Source organism: Microcoleus sp. A6-C6 (assembly GCF_036705955.1).
Classification (GTDB): domain Bacteria; phylum Cyanobacteriota; class Cyanobacteriia; order Cyanobacteriales; family Microcoleaceae; genus Microcoleus.
The window spans coordinates 1-19,890 of record NZ_JAUBVR010000025.1 but is presented as its reverse complement, the minus strand read 5'-3'; the positions used below and the strand labels follow the sequence as shown (position 1 = coordinate 19,890).

Below are 19,890 nucleotides of genomic sequence, written 5' to 3'. Positions count from 1 at the left end.
GGAGAAATCAGTTATGTCAACTCAACAACAAGCGCGCAGCCTGATGATGCGCCACCAACACCTCGTCAAAAACCGTCAGGAATCGATGCTGAGCCGCGCGGCTGCTGAAGTTGGTTTAGATGCTGGTTCTCAGGCGAATGTCGATCGCAAATAACTCATTTTTTTCAACACCCAGACAGTTGAATCGAGTTTGTTGTTTGCCAACTAAAAATTAATTATGTTAGTTACAAAACCATCGCGACTGCTTCTTGATATCGATATCAAAAAGCAGTCGCGATTGTTTTTATTAGTAATTAGTCAGTAGTCAGTAGTCATACCATTTTTTTAAAGTTATGCAAGACTTATGTAAAAACTCAAAGACAGAATTATCAATGTCTGGCGGTATTTTATCTCTATCACATCTTTAAAAAAATGGTATCAGTAGTCATTGGCAATTGCCAATTGGCAAGATTTCGGTTGTAGTGCTTGTGAGCAAAAGGTGAGCTTGCATGAGAGTTGGCTCGCCTCAAACGTATACATCACAAAGAATAAAAGACGTTTGTGCCTAGAAACTTGATATAATCCCTTTTCAGCAGATTGAAGGCTACTAGGGAGGTCATCATGTCGGACTGGAAAGAAATTGACGGCGGAGTTACAGCACCCAGAGGATATCGAGCATCGGGAATTACAGCGGGTTTGAAGCCTTCAGGCTTACCGGATTTAAGTTTAATTTTATCAGAAGTGGACGCGATCGCCGCAGGAGTCTTCACCACATCCACCGTCCGGGCCGCTTGTGTGGACTACTGCCGCCAACTACTACAAGCTAAACCCAGCGCCAAAGCCATTTTGTGCAATGCCGGACAAGCAAATGCTGCGACTGGCGAAGCAGGCTTAGCAGATGCCCTCGAAAGCGCCAAATTGTTGGGAGAAGCGCTGAATATTCCTTCAGAATCAATTCTTTTGGCCTCCACTGGCGTGATCGGACAGCGGATTAAAATGGAGCCGTTGAGGGCGGCAATTCCGCGATTGGTTGCTGAGGCATCGGAAACTGGTTCTGATGCGGCTGCTAAGGCTATCTGTACGACTGATTTAGTCCCGAAAACGATCGCCCTGGAAACCATGTTTGGCGATCGCCCCGTGCGGATCGGCGGCATTTGCAAAGGTTCAGGAATGATTCACCCGAATATGGCAACAATGCTCGCATTTGTAACTTGTGATGCAGCAGTGTCGTCCCATCTATGGCAGGAAATGGTGAGTCGGGCGGCTGACAGAAGTTTCAATCAAATTACTGTTGACGGCGATACCAGTACCAACGATTCGCTAATTGCTTTAACTAACGGCCAATCCCGCACGCCAGCGATTACAGAAATGGGCCCGGAGGCTGAGAAATTAGAGGCGATGCTAACAGAAGTTTGCGTGCATTTAGCAAAAGCAATCGCCCGCGATGGTGAAGGTGCAACTTGTTTGGTGGAAGTACAAGTTAGCGGCGCCACCGACGAAGTTTCTGCGAGTAAAATTGCCAAAATAATTGTCGGTTCTTCTTTGGTAAAAGCTGCTATTTTTGGACGCGATCCGAATTGGGGAAGGATTGCGGCGGCTGCGGGGCGCGCTGGTGTTCCTTTCGATCAAGAGAATTTGCGGATTCAATTGGGAGATTTTTTGATGATGGAAAATGGACAACCGAAGGAGTTCGATAAATCTGCTGCGAGTAATTATATGAAGGCGGCGGCTGCTGGTGAATATCTGAAGGAAGACACGGTTTTAATTCAGGTTGCTGTCGGGAATGGCGGCGGTTTTGCGAAGGCTTGGGGATGCGATTTGAGTTACGACTACGTGAAGATTAACGCGGAGTATACGACTTAATGCCCCGGCGATTGAAATCGCGGCAGCCCCGGCGAATCGAATTCGCGGCGACACAGACAAAACCCGCCTCCGCGGGTTGAAGATGTCTCGGCGATTGAAATCGCGGCAGCCCCGGCGAATCGAATTCGCGGCGACACAGACAAAACCCACCTCCGTGGGTTGAAGATGTCTCGGCGATTGAAATCGCGGCAGCCCCGGCGAATCGAGTTCGCGGCGACACAGACAAAACCCACCTCCGTGGGTTGAAGATGTCTCGGCGATTGAAATCGCGGCGACACAGACAAAACCCACCTCCGTGGGTTGAAGACAAATTTCACACAGTTTTAATAGCAATGAGAGACAATTTTACGCAGTTATATATCCATTTTACTTGGTCAACCTGGGATAGATTGCCGTTGATTACTTCTGATATTCAACAAGTAATCTATGCAGCAATTATTGCAGAATGTCAGAAGTTGGGATGCACGGTGATTGCTGTTGGTGGTATAGAAGATCACGTTCACCTGTTAACAGCTTTTCCGACGACTTTGGCGGTATTTGAGATAATTAAGCAAGTCAAGGGTAGTTCTTCCCATTTAATCACTCACGAAATTAAACCGGGTGAATTTTTTAAATGGCAAGGCAGCTATGGGGCATTTACTGTTAGCCATGATGGGCTCGACGTTGTGGCTAAATATATCAAAAATCAAGCTGTTCACCACAAGGAGAAATCAATGATTCCTCATTGGGAACTGACTTCAAAAATCACTACATAATCGCAATTGCCCGTAATTCTTCAACCCGCGGAGGCGGGTTTCGTATGTGTCGCCGCGAATTCCATTCGCCGGGAATCTCAATCGCCCGCGATTCTTGAATCCAAAATTTCTTCAACCCGCGGAGGCGGGTTTCGTATGTGTCGCCGCGAATTCCATTCGCCGGGAATCTCAATCGCCCGCGATTCTTGAATCCAAAATTTCTTCAACCCGCGGAGGCGGGTTTTGTTTATGTCGCCGCGAATTCGATTCGCCGGGAATCTCCGCGAATTCCATTCGCCCGCAATCTCAATCGCCCGCAATTTCAAGCACTATTTTACCCGTCACCGAGCCTGTTTCTAACAATTCATGCGCAGCTTGAGCTTGTGCTAGCGGAAAAGTTTTGCTGACATGAATTTTGAGCAAATTACGATCGCACAAACCAGCACACTGCCGCAAAATATTAGCTTGATCTTCCTGTTCCTGTTCCAAACCTTGCAACATCGGAGTTAACATTAACTCCAAACTGATCCGCAGATTGCGCATTCTCGCCGTTTTCAAATTCCCCAAATCCGGATCTGGTTCCAAAATTGTTACCAAATCTCCATAAATCTTGACAGCCGGAATAGTTTGGTAAAAAGTTTCTCCCCCGACAGTATCGAAAGCCAAGTCAACTCCTTGTCCCTGAGTCCAAGTCAAAACTTCATCGACAACATCGGTATTTTTGTATAAAATAACTGAATCTGCACCTAACTGCCTTACAAATTCGGCTTTTGCTTCGGAACTAACAGTAGTGCAAACCTCAGCACCCTGCAATGCAGCCAATTGTACCGCGACGTGGCCGACACCGCCTGCACCTGCTAGAATTAGCACTTTTTGGCCAGCTTGCAAGCGCCCTCGATCGTACAGCGATTCCCATGCTGTAATTAAAACTAACGGTGCAGCCGCCGCCTCAGCAAAACTTAAAGCAGCAGGCTTGATGGCGAGAAAACGTTCGTCTACAACGGCAAACTCCGCATAAGTACCGATCGACCCACCCAAACCGCCATTGCAGAAAAAAACCTCGTCTCCGACTTGGAAACTCTGCACAGCAGCACCGACAGCCTCTACGACTCCAGCACCGTCGCACCCCAAAACATGAGGAGTTTTTTCGGGGTAAAAAGTGCCGCGCGATCGCAACTTAGTATCTATCGGATTAATCCCCGCCGCCCGCAACTTCACCAAAACTTCAGTTTCTGTTTGTATAGTAGGAGCGGGGATATCTTGCAGTTTCAATACGGACGGGCTTCCGGGCGTTTCAAAAACGATCGCTTTCATCAGGGTATTAACTCTATTTTCGTCTTCACCTCCGATCCTACCTTGTATTCGTTACCCATTTGTGACGATACTTAGTTATTTTTAAATAGATTGGCTTCAGATAACTACAACAATTGTCGAGCGGTGCTAATCGATGTTCGATCTAGATTTATTCCTTTACTTTAAGATTCTTGCATACCTTCTGGGATTATCGGCGACTTTAGCCCTGGCGTCCGCGATTTATCTCAAGTGGCAGCGAAGGCCTCCCAGTCTGCCAAGCGCCGCAGAGCAACCGCTGTTGACAGAATTACAGCCCGATTTATTTGCGGGATTGAAAATTTGGAAAAAGTTTTTGATTTTCCCCAACTCAAATCTGTTGGCGATCGCAGACAGCTTCTTGGGTAAACTTTTAAGTATTGGCTGCAATCTATTCTTCGCCCAGCAACAACGCTCAACTGTGAATTCTTCGCCTCTTGTAGGGCCTTCCACCAGCAAAACCGTTAGTCTGAGCATCCAAGGTTCGATCGCCCAAAATGACAACAACCCTCCCAATGTCAACCCACCCAAAGTTCGGGCTTCCCCGCAATTAGAAGAAGACTTGCTAGGCGACATCTTAACAGGTACTAATTCGCCCGGAGGAGCAGAATTTTTTGATGCCTTAGTTCGCCACTTAGCCTCAGCACTCGGAGTTCGCAGCGCCGTTGTTTACAAATCAATTAAGTCGATAAAACGCGCCGATACTGATCCCGATCAATTACAAGTTATCAGTTTTTGGAGCGACGGACAGCAGCAGCCAAACTTTGAGTGCAACACCGCCAATACTCCCGAAGCGCTGGTGTTTGAGCAGGGAATGTACTCCTGTCCAGACTGTCTCCTAGAAACCTTCCCACAAGACCGCAGACCGATCGTTACAGGCGCGCGCAGTTTCCTCGGAGTCTTGCTCAAAAACTCTTACGGCGAACCTTTAGGGATTATTTGTATTTTACACGATCGCCCCTTGGTAGAATCAAATCTTGCCAAATTTCAACTAATCATCAGCATCTTTGCCGGACGGGCCGCCGCCGAATTAGAACGGCAGCGCCTAGAAGCAGCACTCTGCACCGTAGAAGCGAAATACTGCGCCCTTGTAGAACAAATGCCGGCTGTCACCTACATTTCTCCGCTCAACCGCAATGCCAAACTTTATATCAGCCCTCAAATCGAGACTTTTCTGGGTTATTCTGTAGCTGAATGGAAGGCAGACCCAGATCTGTGGCTGAAACTCGTTCACCCAGAAGACCGCGATCGCGTGTTAGTTGAAAACGCCACACAGAAATTTACCGACGGAGAAGATATCTTTGGCGACGCGCCGCTAGTTTCAGAATACCGCGCGATCGCCCGGAACGGCAGAGTTGTCTGGTTCCGCGATCGAGCGATCGCAGTTCGCGATGAAGCAAGCAAGTCTGTGATCCTTCAAGGCGCAATGTTTGACATCACAGAGACTAAAGTAGCTGCCAGCGCCCTGCTAGAAAGCGAATATCGCTATTACACCTTAGCTAAAATACTGCCAGTCGGGATTTTGCGCGCCGACGCTGCTGGAGATTGCTTGTATGTCAACGAGCGATTTTTGGAGATGGCGGGACTGACTGCGCCAAATGCACTAGGCGAAGGTTGGGCTCAAAGTTTGCATCCCGAAGACCGCGATCGCGTTTTGAGCCTGTGGTATCGCGCTGTCAAAGACAAGTTGTCTTGTAAGTTAGAGTACCGCTTTTGCAACGGCGATCGCACAACCTGGATATTTTGGCAAGCAGTGCCGGAAATTGCCAACAGCGGGGAAGTTCTCGGCTATCTGGGGACGCTGACGGATATCAGCGATCGCAAGCAGGCAGAATTCGCACTGCAACAAGCCGAAGAGAAATACCGCAGCATCTTTGAAAACGCGATCGAAGGAATTTTTCAGACAACGCCCGACGGACGATACCTCAGTGCTAACCCGGCTTTGGCGAGAATTTATGGCTACGAGTCTGCCTCTGAACTGATCGCAAACATCCACGATATCGATCACCAACTATACCTCGATCCCAACCGCCGCGTCGAGTTTTTGCGCGCGATCGAAAAACACGGTTCTGTGTCTGAGTTCGAGTCCCAAGTTTACCGCGCTGACGGCAGCACCATCTGGGTTTCCGAGAATGGCCGGGATGTTCGCGACGCTGACGACAATTTGCTTTACTACGAAGGTACTGTCGAAGATATCACCCTCCGCAAAATAGCCGAAGACAAGTTAGTACACGATGCTTTGCACGATACGCTAACGGGTTTGCCAAACAGAGCTTTATTTATGGATCGTTTGGGACACGCGATCGAGCTTTCAAAACGCTGTCCCGAAGTTTTGTTTGCGGTGCTGTTTATCGATCTAGACCGCTTTAAGGTTGTTAATGACAGTTTGGGGCATTTAGTGGGCGATCGCTTGCTGATCGCGATCGCGCAGCGCTTGGAAATCTGTTTGCGCACTGGAGATACCGTTGCCCGTCTCGGCGGCGACGAATTCGCTATTTTGCTGGAAAATATCAAAAACACCGATGATGCGATCGTCATTGCCGAACGAGTGCAAGCGGAACTGGCAGAGCCTTTTTACCTCAACGAATATCAAGTTTTTAGCAGTGCTAGCATTGGCATTGTTTGTTCTGGTTTGCCGCAGCCTTCGAGTCCAAGCAGCGAATTTTCTAGTCCAGCAAATCTGGGAAATGTCGATCGGGAAACTGTTTTGTCTTGCCTATCTCCCGACTCCCCAGTTCTCCCGGTGCCGTTCCGAATATTGTACGATCGACCCGAAGAACTGCTGCGAGATGCAGATGCTGCCATGTATCACGCCAAGGGATTGGGCAAAGCTCGCCATGAAGTTTTTGACTTAAGTATGCACACTCGCGCCGTCGCCCTGTTGCAACTGGAAAACGACCTACGGCGCGCTCTAGACTCCGAGGAATTTCGGCTTTACTACCAGCCCATCGTCTCTCTAACTAGCGGTAGAATCAGCGGTTTTGAAGCGCTGCTGCGATGGTATCACCCCGATCGGGGTTTAGTCTCTCCCGGCGAGTTTATTTTAGTCGCAGAAGAAACTAGATTGATTGTACCTATTGGTTGGTGGATGATGCGATCGGCTTGCCGTCAGATCCACGAGTGGCACCAAAAATTCCCAGCAAATCCGCCATTGACTGTCAGCGTCAACCTTTCTAACGAACAATTTAAACAGCCAGATTTAATCGATCGCCTGAGCGAAATTTTACAAGAAACTCAGCTTGACCCCCGCACTTTTAAGTTAGAAATTACTGAAGGCGTGATCATGGACAATGCCGAATCAGCCGCCGCTATCCTCACGGAATTGAAAAATTTAGAAATTGAATTATATATTGACGATTTCGGAACGGGCTATTCTTCTTTAAGCCGCTTGCACACTTTTCCCACTGATGCCTTAAAGATCGATCGAGCTTTTGTCAGCCGCATGACGGAAGATGAAGGAAACGAAGCCATTGTACAGACTATTCTAATTTTAGCCAGTCATTTAGACATGGATGTAATTGCTGAAGGAATCGAAACCATCGAACAGCTTAATTTGCTCAGAGCCCTGCAATGCGAATACGGACAGGGATACTTTTTTTCAAAAGCCGTAGACAGTATAACAGCCACAAATTTGATAGAAAGTCAACCAGTATGGTAATTAGTCAGTTGACAGTTGACAGTTGACAGTTGACAGTTGTCATATCGAGTTGTCATATCGAGTTGGGTTACATCGGAATGATAACGCAATGCGAGCATCTCGCGAGCTAAGCTGAATCAAAGTGCTGAACTCGGAAAATTATGATTCTGATACAACCGGACACGATATCCTTAGTGATTGGTCATTTGTAATCAGAAGTCGAAAGTTAAAAGTTAAAAGATACTTTGTGACCAATGACAACTCACAACTATCAACTGACAACTATCAACTGACAACTATCAACTGTCAACTGTCAACTGACAACTGACTTAAACTTTCGCTTCCAAAGACTTAAGAAACTCAGTATTTACGCCCGACTCGCGAGTCATGGCAATTTTCCCAGTCCGAGCAATTTCCTTAATCCCAAACCTATTCAGAACCTGGACAATCGCCACCATTTTACCAGGATCTCCCACAACTTCCAAAGTCAGCGTATCATCACCAATATCCACCACCCGCGCTCTAAAAATCTGAGCTAACTCAATGATCTCCGATCGCGTCCCGGTAGCAGAATTAACTTTCAGCAACATCAACTCCCTTTCCACGCAGGGAATTTCGGTTATATCCTGAACTTTCAGCACATTAATTAACTTGTACAGTTGCTTAGTCAACTGTTCAATAATCTGGTCATCTCCCGGTACAACCATCGTAATCCGAGACACACCAACTTGTTCCGCCGGGCCAACGGCCAGACTTTCAATATTAAAACCCCGACGGGCAAATAAACCAGCAATTCGAGTGAGGACACCCGCTTCATCTTCTACTAAAACCGAAAGAGTGTGTTTCATTTCTCCAAAAAAAGACGCATTTTGTGCAATTCTACTGTCGTCAATTCGCCTTTTAGCAGAAGTGCACTTGAACCTGCATTAGACATTTTATCGCGAGTTATTAGCCGTTCATCTGCGGGAAAAAAACCTCTTGATAAATTTCGCTTTTATCGCAGTCTCGATCCCCCTAAATCCCCCTTAAGAAGGGGACTTTGATAGCACTCCTGTCCCCCCCCTTAAGAAGGGGGGTTAGGGGGGATCGGCTTTATCTCAACCCTAAACCCGCCCCAACCAGGTTCTGGCCGCACACGATCCAAGTTTTTTCGTGTACGAACGTACACAATTACGCGACCGAATAAAAACTATTTAGGTCTGGTGGCTGACGGAAACTGCAATTTTGAGACCAATTGGTCTCAAAATTACGAAGTACCAAGCCACCACAACTCACAGAAAAACCCGGTGTTGCAGCGATGGCATTTGGCGGCGGACTTGTTCTAGTCGATCGGGATTAATCTCTGCAATCGCCACACCCGGTTCCTCTCCAGCATCCGCCAAAACCACACCCCAAGGGTCTACAATCATCGCGTGACCGTGAGTTTGACGGCGGCCGTAGTGGTGTCCAGTCTGCGCCGGGGCGATCGCATAACAAGTATTCTCGATCGCCCTAGCTTGCAACAACACCTTCCAGTGATCCTTGCCAGTGTACGCTGTAAACGCCGCCGGCACGAACAAAACATCAGCACCCTTGTGAGACAAATGCCTGTACACTTCCGGGAACCGCACGTCATAGCACACCGAAAGTCCCAGCGTCCCCAACTCCGGCGACACATAAACCGGCGGCAAATCTTCACCAGCTTTCACAGTGTTCGATTCCCTGTAAGTAATCCCGTCTGGCACATTCACATCGAACAAATGTACTTTTTTGTACCTGGCAACTTCGGTGCCGTTTGGGTCTATCAGCAAGCAAGTATTATAGACCTTCCCCCCATCCGTCGGCACCGGAAATCCGCCGCCCAGAATCGTCACCTGGAAGCGTTGGGCCATCGTTTTGAGGAATTTTTCGCTTTGGAGTCCGATCGCCTCTGCTGAAGCAATCTTTTCCTCCTCTTCTCCCATAAACGAGAAATTTTCTGGTAAGGAAACTAACTCCGCACCCTGACGTACTGCCAAGTCGATTAATTCCTCTGCCTGCACCAAATTTTTTCGCAGGTCAGGCAAGCTAGTCATTTGAATTGCTGCGGCGATATAAGACTTCATCGATTCACAATATTAGTCATTTAGTCAATAGTCATTTAGTCAATAGTCAGTAGTCAATAGTCAGTAGTCAGTAGTCAGTAGTCAGTAGTCAACAATGCCCTATGCCCTATGCCCTATGCCCTATGCCCTATGCCCTATGCCCTATGCTCACCTCATGTCACTGAGAAAGGCTATATATAGTTTGAGAGTTTTGATATTTGAGTTTTCAATTAACCTTTAACCTTTCACTCAAAATTCAAAACTCTCAACTTTTTTACCCAAGACTTTAAGACCTAATTTCGGTCAAATCTTAAGGCATCGGATGGAAAAGCAAGTCAGGGAAAAAGCGGTTAAATTCAATCAAACCGGCCGCTTGAATAGCAATCCAAATCGTTGCCAATACTGGTGCGGTTGAAAGAAACTTGACAAAATATTGCATGAATTCTGCTCCTGAAATTTTGAGACAGTTGGTAATTGCCGATCGCTCGGTAAGACGCTAATTGCTAACTTGCAGTTAATTGCTTAACTCTTAGCTATTAGCGTTCGCTCCATTTCCCTATTTTAGCGGGGGGAAACAGTAATTTCATCATCCTTGGCAAACATTTCACCAGTGGTGATTTCCTTGAGTGCTGCTAGAGGCCATAAAACGCCGCTCAGCATACAGGAGATTGCCACAGGAACGTCGATAATAATCTCTTTTTCCTCTGGAGTCGCTGATTTTTTGGCGATTTGCAGATAAGCGCGGCCTACCCAACCAATCCAACCAGCAATATACAAGAACAGCAGGCTGGGAATCAAAAAGTCGCCAGCATAAGCCAAGTTACCATCTACGATTAAGTGTGGGTATCCTTCCGGGCCGCACATAGCCGCAGAATAGCGATCGAATCTTGCCTTCGCAGATGCTGGGTCGCCATTGGTAGAACGAGCATTTTTAGCCAGTTCCTGGAACGCGGGGGAGTCCTTGCACGGCACCAAATTGTAGGCCGAAGCAACTGGAGCAAAACTGATCCACAGACTAACCACTAAAATTGCAGCAAACAATCGTCGCATGAAATTGTTTCCTTTTGTTACAAAACAATAATTTTTTCTACAAGCATTTCAACTTGCCGATCTCTAATCCAGATTACCGCATTTGTTGACAATGCGAAGCATTGATCGTTGATGCGGCAAATCCCAATAGAATTAGGAATTCGCGTTTGATCGCATCAGTACATCAGTCAGTGGCAAGCTAGCAATACCGCGAGGATATTTCACAGCCTGTATCTAATGATGGGCTTAACTGTCGCGATCGGGCAAATATCCCTAACAATAACCTGAGTACAGGCTGGCGCGGGGGACTTGCGCCAAATTAGTTAAGCTAGCAATAGCTAACCTATCAAATAAAATTACCAGATTAATGGCAACCATTTTCGCGATCGAAACAAGTTGTGACGAAACAGCAGCAGCAATTGTTAAGAATCGTCAAGTTTGCAGCAATGTTGTAGCATCACAAATTAAAATCCACGAGCAGTACGGCGGGGTAGTGCCCGAAGTAGCTTCGCGGAGTCACCTAGAAATGCTAAATCAGGTAATTGCCCAGTGTCTGAGTGAAGCCAACCTGAGTTGGTCAGAAATTGACGGCATTGCAGCGACTTGCGCCCCCGGTTTAGTAGGTGCATTGTTAGTCGGGTTGACAGCGGCGAAAACCTTGGCAATAGTCCACCAAAAACCCTTTTTAGGTGTCCACCACCTCGAAGGACACATTTACGCTTCTTACCTAATCGAACCCGACTTACAGCCACCATTTTTGTGTCTATTAGTTTCCGGCGGACACACCAGCTTAATTTATGTTAAAGATTGCGGCGTTTACGAAACAGTAGGACAAACCCGCGACGATGCGGCGGGCGAAGCGTTTGATAAAGTCGCCAGACTTTTACAGCTAGGATATCCCGGCGGGCCGCTGATGGACAAATTGGCCGCCCTTGGCAATCCCCAAGCGTACCCTCTACCAGAAGGCAGAATTTCGCTGCCTGGTGGTGGCTACCATCCCTACGACAGCAGCTTTAGTGGTTTGAAAACAGCAGTTTTGCAATTAGTGCAGAAACTCAAAAAACAAGATATTAATGCTGGTGGCGAAGGCATCTTGGCTGCCTCTACAATTAATGATATTGCGGCTAGCTTTCAGGAAACAGTAGCCAAGGGTTTAACTAAAAGGTCGATCGCCTGTGCACTAAATTTAGGACTTAGCACTATAGTAGTCGGTGGAGGAGTCGCAGCCAACAGCGGACTCCGAAAACACTTACAAGCCGCCGCAGTCAAAAACAACTTGCGAGTATTGTTTCCCCCATTAAAATATTGCACAGATAACGCAGCAATGATCGGCTGTGCGGCGGCAGAACACTTGCAGCGGGGACACATATCACCGCTGACATTGGGAGCAAATTCGCGGATGCCCGTTAGCGATGTCATGGAACTTTACAAGAGTCATTAGTCATTAGTCATTAGTCATTAGTCAACAGTCAACAGTCAACCAAACGATGAAAATCCGCGACGCAATTGAAAGCGATTTACCCGCAATTGTCCAAATATACAACGCAGCAATACCAGGGAGAATGGCCACAGCAGATTTAAAACCAGTCTCCGTCGAAAGCCGTCTGGCGTGGTACAGAGAACATTCTCCCAATTCCTTGCCGATTTGGGTAATGGAATCAGAACAAAATATCGTTGGCTGGCTGAGTTTTCAGCTTTTCTACGGACGCGCCGCCTATCAGCATACCGCAGAAGTTAGCATCTACGTCGCGCCCGATCGCCAACGCTGCCAAATCGGACAAAAATTATTGCAATCGGCAATCATGCGGAGTCCACAATTGCAACTCAAAACGCTGATGGGCATAATTTTTGCTCACAATCAGCCGAGTTTAAGATTGTTCGAGAAATTTGGGTTTCAGCAGTGGGGATATCTGCCAAAAATTGCCGAACTTGAGGGCGTGGAAAGAGATGTAATAATTCTTGGCCTGCGTTGTTTGTAGGGAAACGGCAATGCCGTGTCCTGATTTGGAGGAAACGGCATTGCCGTTTCCCTAGCTTTTGTGGGGTGGGCTTCTAGCCCGCCCGAAAAGATTTGGAGGAAACGGCATTGCCGTGTCCCTACTCTGCTACAATTATCATCTCATCCAAAGATGCGATCGCCACATCAGCCTTTTCCAGATGATTAACCTCAGCATTTCCCCAACAAATCCCGATACAGCCAGCCGCGCCAGCATCTTTACCCATCTGAATATCACCCGCCGAATCTCCCACCATCAAAGTGGCTGCGGGATTTACTCCGAGTTTTTCGCAAGCTTGCAAAAACAATTTCGCATCAGGCTTGTGAAGCGTTGAATCAACTCCCATTTCTAACTGAATCCAATCGCTTAATTCGTGGTGTTTCACAAACTTTTGCACTGCCGCAGTCGTAGCAGCCGACAGAATTCCCAGCTTCAAACCAGCTTCCGAAAGATTTTTCAGCACTTCCAAACTGCCGACAAACATCGGAGAAGAAGACGCATTTTTAAACATTTCGTCAGCTTCATCAAAAGCGCGGCGCGCAATAGTTAAAGATTCCAGCCATCCCCTGCCAGTTTCCGCGATGTATCCCGCTGCAACAATCTCATTTTCCCTGCGACTACCGACTGCTAGTAAACCCGTGGGGTCGATGCTAGCGCCATTGATACCCAAAGCCATTTGTAAAGGCTCTCCAACGCCCGGAATTTGAGCATCTGCGAGGCGCGCTCGCTTAATTCCCAACAATCTCAAAAACTCCTGAGAATCCTCTAGAGTGCCGTCTTTGTCGAAGATTACAGCTTGGATATTTGAGAAGGTAATGCCCCGACATTTAATAGTTACCAAGAATCATAACTCCCGAATTTTTATATTTTTTTGTATTGTCTCATGTTGTGCTCTTTTTGGCAATTGTTTTTAAAGGAAAATGATACTCTTGTCCCCCCCTTAAGAAGGGGGGTTAGGGGGGATCTAGGCCCTAGCTATTACGATCGCCCTCCGCCAACAACTCCCGACAAACACCCTCAAAACACTGCAACACATCAACATTCGTCAACCTGACAACTTTCAGCCCATACCCCTCTAAAATTCCTGTTCTTTCTGCATCATGTTGTTTCCCCTGTTCGGTAAAATGACTTTCTCCATCAACCTCAATTACCAATCTTAAAGCAGCACAATAAAAATCTACGATAAAATTGTCAATAGGCCGCTGTCTCAAAACTCGAAAAGGGAAATTTCTCAGAAAATCTTGCCAAAGTTTTTTTTCGGCTGGAGTTGGATTTTTCCGAAGTTCTTGGGCGATTGGGATAAGTTTTGGGTTGTAAGGTAGGTGGAAATTGGAGTCGTTTAATTTGGTCATAATTCTCCTCCTCTCGATCCGGAGATCCCCCCTAACCCCCCTTAAGAAGGGGGGGATAAGAGAGTTCTCAAAGTCCCCCTTCTTAAGGGGGATTTAGGGGGATCTCCGGGGCATAAATATGTTAAGTGAACCGTATTTGGTCATAATTCTCCTCCTCTCGATCCGGAGATCCCCCCTAACCCCCCTTAAGAAGGGGGGGATAAGAGTTGAAACCGCTAATTCTTATCTAAAATATCATAACTCAAAACCCCAAAATATTTAAAATCGTCCTGCTAAATTGGCAACTATTAATACTAATTGAACAGGCTTCACAGGTTTCGTAATATGTGTTTGAAAACCCGCTTCGATCGCCCTTTCGCGCTCTTGCTCGCTCGCATACGCAGTCAGCGCAGCGGCAGGGATTTTTCCTCCGGCTGGCGCAGCAAGAGCTCGCACTTGCTGAATTAAAGAATATCCGTTTTGCTCAGGCATTCCCAAATCCGAGATCAGCACGTCATATCTGCCGGGATTTTCCGTCAAAACAGCCATCGCGGCTCTTACAGATTCCGCTGTCACAACCTCAGCGCCGTAATGTTCCAGCACATATTTTAAGAGCTCCCGCGTATCAGCCTCATCATCGACAACTAACACCTGCAAATTTTCCAAAGAAGGGACACGATCGCCTAAAGTGTTCAAAGACTCTGAAAATGCAGCCGACTCTAAACCGTTTGGCGGTGTCAACTCTTCACCCGATGCTCGCAAAGGCAATCTCACAATTATGGTAGTTCCTTGTCCCTCACCCGGACTTTCGGCTTGCACTCTTCCCCCGTGCAATTCGACAAGATGGTACACGATCGACAAACCCAATCCCAAACCTTGATTGGTTTTAGTGGTGCTAGAATCTCCTTGGCGGAAACGATCGAAAATATGCGGCAACAACTCGCGTGCAATCCCTTTTCCCGTGTCGGTGACTCGAATTTCTGCTCGATCGTCGATCGCCTCCAGCACAATTTCCACTCGTCCCGCCGATGGAGTAAACTTAATCGCATTAGACAGGATATTCCACAAAACCTGCTGCAAACGATCGATATCTCCCAAGACAACAGCAGAAGTCAACTGCGAAACAATTTGAATGTTTTTTGCTTCCGCTGAACATTGAATCCCATCGATCGCACCTTGCACCACTAACCGCAGATCGATCGCACAGGTGATAAGTTGAAGCTTACCGCTCGTAATCCGGGAAACATCGAGAATATCTTCGATTAACTGAGCTTGCGCCTTGGCGCTGCGCTCGATCACCTCTAGAGCGCGATCCGCGGCGGCTTGCTTCAGGTTCCCCTCGCGCAGCATTTGTGTCCACGCCAGAATCGGAGTCAGGGGATTGCGCAATTCGTGGGAGAGATTCGCCAGAAATTCGTCTTTAGTTCGGTTAGCAATTTCTGCTTGTTCGCGGGCCAACTTTTCCTGCTCCAATAACTGCGATCGCTCTTTCTCAAACTGCTTGCGAGCGGTGATATCCTCGATCGACAGCAGAATCATGGAAACACTGTCTTCTGGTTCAACTTTACAAGCATTGATCAGCAGAGTTTTCGGCCCGATCAGCTCAAAAACCTGCTCGATCTCAAAGTTGTTAATCTCAACATTATTAACCCGAATATCTTCCAAAAGCCCTCGCAGTTGCGGGATATTCCACTGCCCGTTAGCCCATTCAAACCAGTCAGCTTGGGCGGTTTCGGAAGATGAAACTTGAAACGTTTCGTATAACGCTCGATTGGCAGTGTTCACTCGCAAATCAGCATCCAGCACAATTAAAGGCGTCGGCACGCTTTCCACAATTGTTTCTGCATAATTGCGAGCCGTTTCTAACGTTGCAGCAGTGCGTTTGAGAGCATCAATATCGATCAAAACTATTACCACACCCTCAATCTGGTTTTCAAGCGTCCGGTAAGGACGAATGCGGAGGGCGTACCAATATCCCGATGCAGTTTGCACTTCTTGTTCTTTGGTATTGAGAGTATCGATCACCTCCCAAATCATCGCTTCTAAATTGGGAATTTCCAGATTGGCTCGGATGTCGCTAAACGGGCGTCCGACATCCGTAGAAATTAGATTGAACAGTCGCTGCGCCATCGGCGTAAAGCTGCGAATCCGCAAATCGTCGGCCAGCATTAAAATTGGAATACTGATACTAGCAAGCAAATTAGTCACATCATTATTAACCTGCTGCAAATCGAGATTTCGAGTGCGAAGTTCCTCGACAGTAGTAATCAGTTCTTCGTTAGTAGCTTGAATTTCTTCTTTAGCCGTTTCTAGTTCTTCGTTGATGCTTTGCAGTTCTTCATTGCTCGAAATAATTTCTTCGTTGGCAACTCTCAGGTCTTGATTGAGATTTTCTTGATCCTCTACCACCGCTTGCAGGTGCGCTTGAGCCAGTGTTTTATCTTGGTTGGCGGTGGCAATTTCCTGCCTCAGTCGCACTATTTCCCGCTCTAAATCGCTTGGTTCTAAGCTGTCAAAAGTTACGGTTCCCAGGTCGATCGCTGGGGGTAAAGCTTCTTCAAACAATACCAAAAAATAGCGCGTTTCCACGATCGCAGGTTGGAACGGAATCACCTCAAAATTGACGAAATTCGTGTCGCCCTCTTCCACCCTCACCCCTTTTTTTCTCACCGTCGCATTCTGGCTTTGCGCTTGATAAATTGCGGTGCGAAGCTCCGCAGACAATCCTGAAACCGCCATTGCGAACAAATTTAAACTCGGCGTTCCTGGTGTTAATCTCAAGTAGCGATTGGTATTTCCCCGCAGTTGCAGAATCTCCATCTGGTCGTTCACCACCGCACCGACAGAAGCAGAGCGATTTAAAATCAATTGGTCTGTTTCGCGCTGCAAGTCAAAGCTGTTGGCAAAATTTGCATTCATTGGCCGCCGATTATCTAGTTGGGAGAGGGGAGAGAAACTCGTCGTAAACGAAAGTCGGGGACGAGTTGCTGTTAACTTTTTGGTAAAAATTTTAGACGGCCCGTCGGCTAAAGTAAAGAAGTCCGAGGATTTGCCCGTACTTTCGGAAGTGCCGAGCATCAAGAAGCCTGTTGGGTTGAGACTGTAATGAAAAATCGCCAAAACTCGTTTTTGCAAAGGTTCTGCTAAATAAATCAGCACATTGCGGCAGCTAATCAGATCGAGATTAGAAAAAGGCGGATCGATGCCTAAGTTTTGTCGGGCGAATACGCACAGTTCGCGGACTGCTTTGCTGATGCGATATCTGCCTGTTTCTACGGGGACAAAGAAGCGGGTGCGTCTCTCTTCGGAAACGCCTAACATTTGGTTTTCTGAGTACAGGCCAGACCTCGCTTTGCCGATCGCCCCTTCGCTGATATCTGTAGCAAAAATCTGAATCGGCAGCGACAGATTTCGATCGCCCAAATACTCTAACAAGCAAATGGCGATCGAGTAAACCTCTTCACCAGTCGAACATCCCGCCACCCAAATCCGCACCGGAGATTCTGCTGACTTATTTTGGGTAATTGTGGGGAAAACTTGCTCTTTTAAGCGTTGAAAAGCTTCTAAGTCGCGGAAAAAACTCGTGACGTGGATCAAAATTTCTTCATACAAAGCTGTGACTTCCGCCGGATATTCGAGCAGATATTGGGCGTAATCTTCCAATCGTACCATCTTGTACAGCAGCATCCGCCGCTGCATTCGTCGGTTCAGGGTGGCCGATTTGTAGTGGGTGAAGTCAACGCCTGCGGTCGATTTTAGCAGCGCAAAAATAGTCCCCAGGGCAGATCCGGGTTCTGGCAATTCTTCAGGGATTGTGACGGGGAGCGGCCCGACTAGAAAGGCATGGCGGCTGAGATTTTCTAGTTCCCGCGCAATTGCTTCGGGCGGCAGAATGAAGTCTACACTGCCTGTAGCGACGGCGGTAATGGGCATACTGTCGAATTTTGCGCTTGCTTCGGATTGAGCAAAAGTCACGCCACCGGCTGCTTTGATGGCCATCAGCCCCAAGGCTCCGTCTCCATCGGCTCCCGATAAAACTACGGCGATGGCTTTGTTCCCCCGATCGACTGCTAAGGACTCGAAAAACGCATCTCCCGGCATATATTTGCCAAAAACCTTCTCCCTCGGCATCAGTTTCAGCCTTCCTTCCAGCAGCAGCAGCTTGGTATTCGGCGGAATGATGTAAACATGGTTCGGTTCTGGGGCGATCGCGTCTTCCACCTCGCCCACGGGCATTTGCGTGGTTCTGCTGAGAATTTCGCCCAGCAGGCTTTTGCGATCGGGCGCTAGGTGCTGGATCAGCACAAATGCCATGCCGGTATCTGCGGGTAAGTGAATCAGCAACTGGATGAATGCTTCCAACCCTCCAGCAGAGGCCACAATCCCGACGATCGGAAAAGGGGCATCGGTTTTGGCTTCTAGCTCTAAGTCGATCGCACCGGGGGCGATCGGTGCAAATGTATCTTCGTTAGATAAGTTCATAAATATCCATTTTAATTACCGCACGCAGTTATTAGCAGCCAACCCTTGTCAGCCTCCGAGTAATGCGGACTATTCTAATAGCAGCTTGAATTGCTAAGATTGTGCAACCGCCTTAAGGCTTAGGTGCAGTGTGAGAGCGTCGATAAAAGGACTTAGGCACAATTACTGAAGAAATCGATTGTTTATACTCTGGTGGGCGGCTGTAACGAGATTTTTTGGTATGAAAACCCGGTTTTTAGGTAATTGCTAAATCTTATGTCATTGTTGGCGATCGGCTTATCTTTTGTGATGTGGGGCGATCGGCTTATCTTTTGTGATGTGGGGCGATCGGCTTAGCTTTTGTGATGTGGGGCGATCGGCTATTAGTGTTAACTGAAAACTAAAATCCTTGAGATTTTTCGCTGCTAGCAGAGGCCAGATCCCCCCTAGCCCCCCTTAAGAAGGGGGGGACAAGAAGCGCTCAAATTATCCTTTTTTGAGGGGGACAAGCAGCGCTCAAATTATCCTTTTTTGAGGGGGATAAGCAGCGCTCAAATTATCCTTTTTTGATGGGGATAAGCAGCGCTCAAATTCTCTTTTCTTGACGGGGATAAGCAGCGCTCAAATTCTCTTTTCTTGACGGGGGAAAAGCAGCGGTCAAATTCTCTCTTTTTGAGGGGACAATAACACTCAAACTCTACTTTTTTAAGGGGAACTTCGCTCGCTTCTTATCCCCCCCTTCTTAAGGGGGGCTAGGGGGGATCTGGCCTCGGCTATTACGAGATGCCCGATCGCTTCTTGTCCCCCCCTTCTGAAGGGGAACTTCGATCGCTTCTTGTCCCCCCCTTCTGAAGGGGAACTTCGATCGCTTCTTGTCCCCCCCTTCTGAAGGGGGGTTAGGGGGGATCTGGCCTCGGCTATTACGAGATGCCCGATCGCTTCTTGTCCCCCCCTTCTGAAGGGGGGCTAGGGGGGATCTGGCCTCGGCTATTACGAGATGCCCGATCGCTTCTTGTCCCCCCCTTCTGAAGGGGGGTTAGGGGGGATCTGGCCTCTGCTATTACGATCGCCCTCCGCCAACAACTCCTGACAAACTCCCTCAAAACACTGCAACACATCAACATTCGTAAACCTGACAACTTTCAGCCCATACCCCTCTAAAATCCCTGTTCTTTCTGCATCATGTTGTTTCCCCTGTTCGGTAAAATGACTCTCTCCATCAACCTCAATTACTAATCTTAAAGCAGCACAATAAAAATCTACAATAAAATTGTCAATCGGCCGCTGTCTCAAAACTCTAAAAGGGAAATTCCTCAGAAAATCTTGCCAAAGTTTTTTTTCGGCTGGAGTTGGATTTTTCCGAAATTCTTGGGCGATTGGGATAAGTTTTGGGTATCCGCTCAATAAGTTGCGGTAAATCTTAATTTTTCGACAGTGTATAACTTATTTGATTCTACAAATATCTTA

At 47.5% G+C, this 19,890-nt stretch carries 15 protein-coding genes; 6 read left to right on the top strand and 9 right to left on the bottom strand.

The annotated features are described in order from the left end of the window. Positions 1 to 13 precede the first annotated feature (13 nt). The 3 genes from QUB52_RS12545 to tnpA all read left to right on the top strand — a co-directional run bounded on the left by QUB52_RS12545 (position 14) and on the right by tnpA (position 2,597). The gene (locus QUB52_RS12545) at positions 14 to 154 is read left to right on the top strand and encodes a hypothetical protein (protein WP_265235169.1); all 141 of its coding nucleotides are present in this window, start codon (positions 14 to 16) and stop codon (positions 152 to 154) included. 446 nt (positions 155 to 600) lie between these two features. Beyond that, a complete protein-coding gene (gene argJ / locus QUB52_RS12540; RefSeq protein ID WP_265235167.1) occupies positions 601 to 1,842 on the top strand; it encodes a bifunctional ornithine acetyltransferase/N-acetylglutamate synthase in 1,242 nt (413 codons plus the stop codon). A gap of 332 nt (positions 1,843 to 2,174) precedes the next feature. Next, on the top strand, positions 2,175 to 2,597 hold the full coding sequence (gene tnpA, locus QUB52_RS12535) for an IS200/IS605 family transposase (RefSeq protein WP_265235166.1): 423 nt from the start codon (positions 2,175 to 2,177) through the stop codon (positions 2,595 to 2,597). A gap of 285 nt (positions 2,598 to 2,882) precedes the next feature. On the opposite strand, the gene QUB52_RS12530 is transcribed toward tnpA, so the two are convergent. Further along, positions 2,883 to 3,890 carry a zinc-dependent alcohol dehydrogenase family protein gene (locus QUB52_RS12530; protein ID WP_265235165.1) on the bottom strand — a complete coding sequence of 336 codons (1,008 nt, stop codon included), beginning with the start codon at positions 3,888 to 3,890 and terminating at the stop codon, positions 2,883 to 2,885. A 133-nt stretch (positions 3,891 to 4,023) separates the two neighbouring features. Here QUB52_RS12530 and QUB52_RS12525 point away from each other — a divergent pair, with 133 nt between their 5' ends. After that, positions 4,024 to 7,563, top strand: a complete 3,540-nt coding sequence (locus QUB52_RS12525; RefSeq protein ID WP_442923402.1) for a sensor domain-containing protein — start codon at positions 4,024 to 4,026, stop codon at positions 7,561 to 7,563. Positions 7,564 to 7,871: 308 nt separating this feature from the next. Here QUB52_RS12525 and ilvN read toward each other — a convergent pair whose 3' ends face one another. The 4 genes from ilvN to QUB52_RS12505 all read right to left on the bottom strand — a co-directional run bounded on the left by ilvN (position 7,872) and on the right by QUB52_RS12505 (position 10,655). Continuing rightward, positions 7,872 to 8,390 (bottom strand): acetolactate synthase small subunit, encoded by a 519-nt coding sequence (gene ilvN / locus QUB52_RS12520; RefSeq protein WP_265235163.1) that lies wholly within the window; start codon positions 8,388 to 8,390, stop codon positions 7,872 to 7,874. A 423-nt stretch (positions 8,391 to 8,813) separates the two neighbouring features. Then, positions 8,814 to 9,626: a carbon-nitrogen hydrolase family protein gene (locus QUB52_RS12515; RefSeq protein ID WP_265235162.1), complete on the bottom strand. Its 813-nt coding sequence runs from the start codon at positions 9,624 to 9,626 to the stop codon at positions 8,814 to 8,816. A 289-nt stretch (positions 9,627 to 9,915) separates the two neighbouring features. Next, positions 9,916 to 10,044 (bottom strand): photosystem I reaction center subunit IX, encoded by a 129-nt coding sequence (gene psaJ, locus QUB52_RS12510; protein WP_265235161.1) that lies wholly within the window; start codon positions 10,042 to 10,044, stop codon positions 9,916 to 9,918. Positions 10,045 to 10,166: 122 nt separating this feature from the next. Continuing rightward, entirely contained in the window at positions 10,167 to 10,655 is a 489-nt protein-coding gene (locus tag QUB52_RS12505; RefSeq protein ID WP_265235160.1) for a Photosystem I reaction center subunit III, read from the bottom strand. Between the two features lie 346 nt (positions 10,656 to 11,001). On the opposite strand from QUB52_RS12505, the gene tsaD reads away from it, so the two are divergent. Both tsaD and QUB52_RS12495 read left to right on the top strand, forming a co-directional pair. Beyond that, positions 11,002 to 12,075, top strand: a complete 1,074-nt coding sequence (gene tsaD, locus QUB52_RS12500; protein WP_265235158.1) for a tRNA (adenosine(37)-N6)-threonylcarbamoyltransferase complex transferase subunit TsaD — start codon at positions 11,002 to 11,004, stop codon at positions 12,073 to 12,075. 46 nt (positions 12,076 to 12,121) lie between these two features. Then, positions 12,122 to 12,613: a GNAT family N-acetyltransferase gene (locus QUB52_RS12495; RefSeq protein WP_265235157.1), complete on the top strand. Its 492-nt coding sequence runs from the start codon at positions 12,122 to 12,124 to the stop codon at positions 12,611 to 12,613. A gap of 118 nt (positions 12,614 to 12,731) precedes the next feature. Here QUB52_RS12495 and QUB52_RS12490 read toward each other — a convergent pair whose 3' ends face one another. The 4 genes from QUB52_RS12490 to QUB52_RS12475 all read right to left on the bottom strand — a co-directional run bounded on the left by QUB52_RS12490 (position 12,732) and on the right by QUB52_RS12475 (position 19,827). Continuing rightward, complete coding sequence (locus tag QUB52_RS12490) at positions 12,732 to 13,472, bottom strand: HAD family hydrolase (protein ID WP_332974033.1); 741 nt, start codon at positions 13,470 to 13,472, stop codon at positions 12,732 to 12,734. A 130-nt stretch (positions 13,473 to 13,602) separates the two neighbouring features. Then, a complete protein-coding gene (locus tag QUB52_RS12485) occupies positions 13,603 to 13,983 on the bottom strand; it encodes an endonuclease domain-containing protein (protein ID WP_332974035.1) in 381 nt (126 codons plus the stop codon). Positions 13,984 to 14,241: 258 nt separating this feature from the next. After that, positions 14,242 to 18,444, bottom strand: coding sequence for a CheR family methyltransferase (locus QUB52_RS12480; RefSeq protein WP_332974036.1), 4,203 nt, complete (start codon positions 18,442 to 18,444; stop codon positions 14,242 to 14,244). Between the two features lie 969 nt (positions 18,445 to 19,413). Then, positions 19,414 to 19,827, bottom strand: coding sequence for an endonuclease domain-containing protein (locus QUB52_RS12475; protein WP_332974038.1), 414 nt, complete (start codon positions 19,825 to 19,827; stop codon positions 19,414 to 19,416). Positions 19,828 to 19,890: the final 63 nt, after the last annotated feature.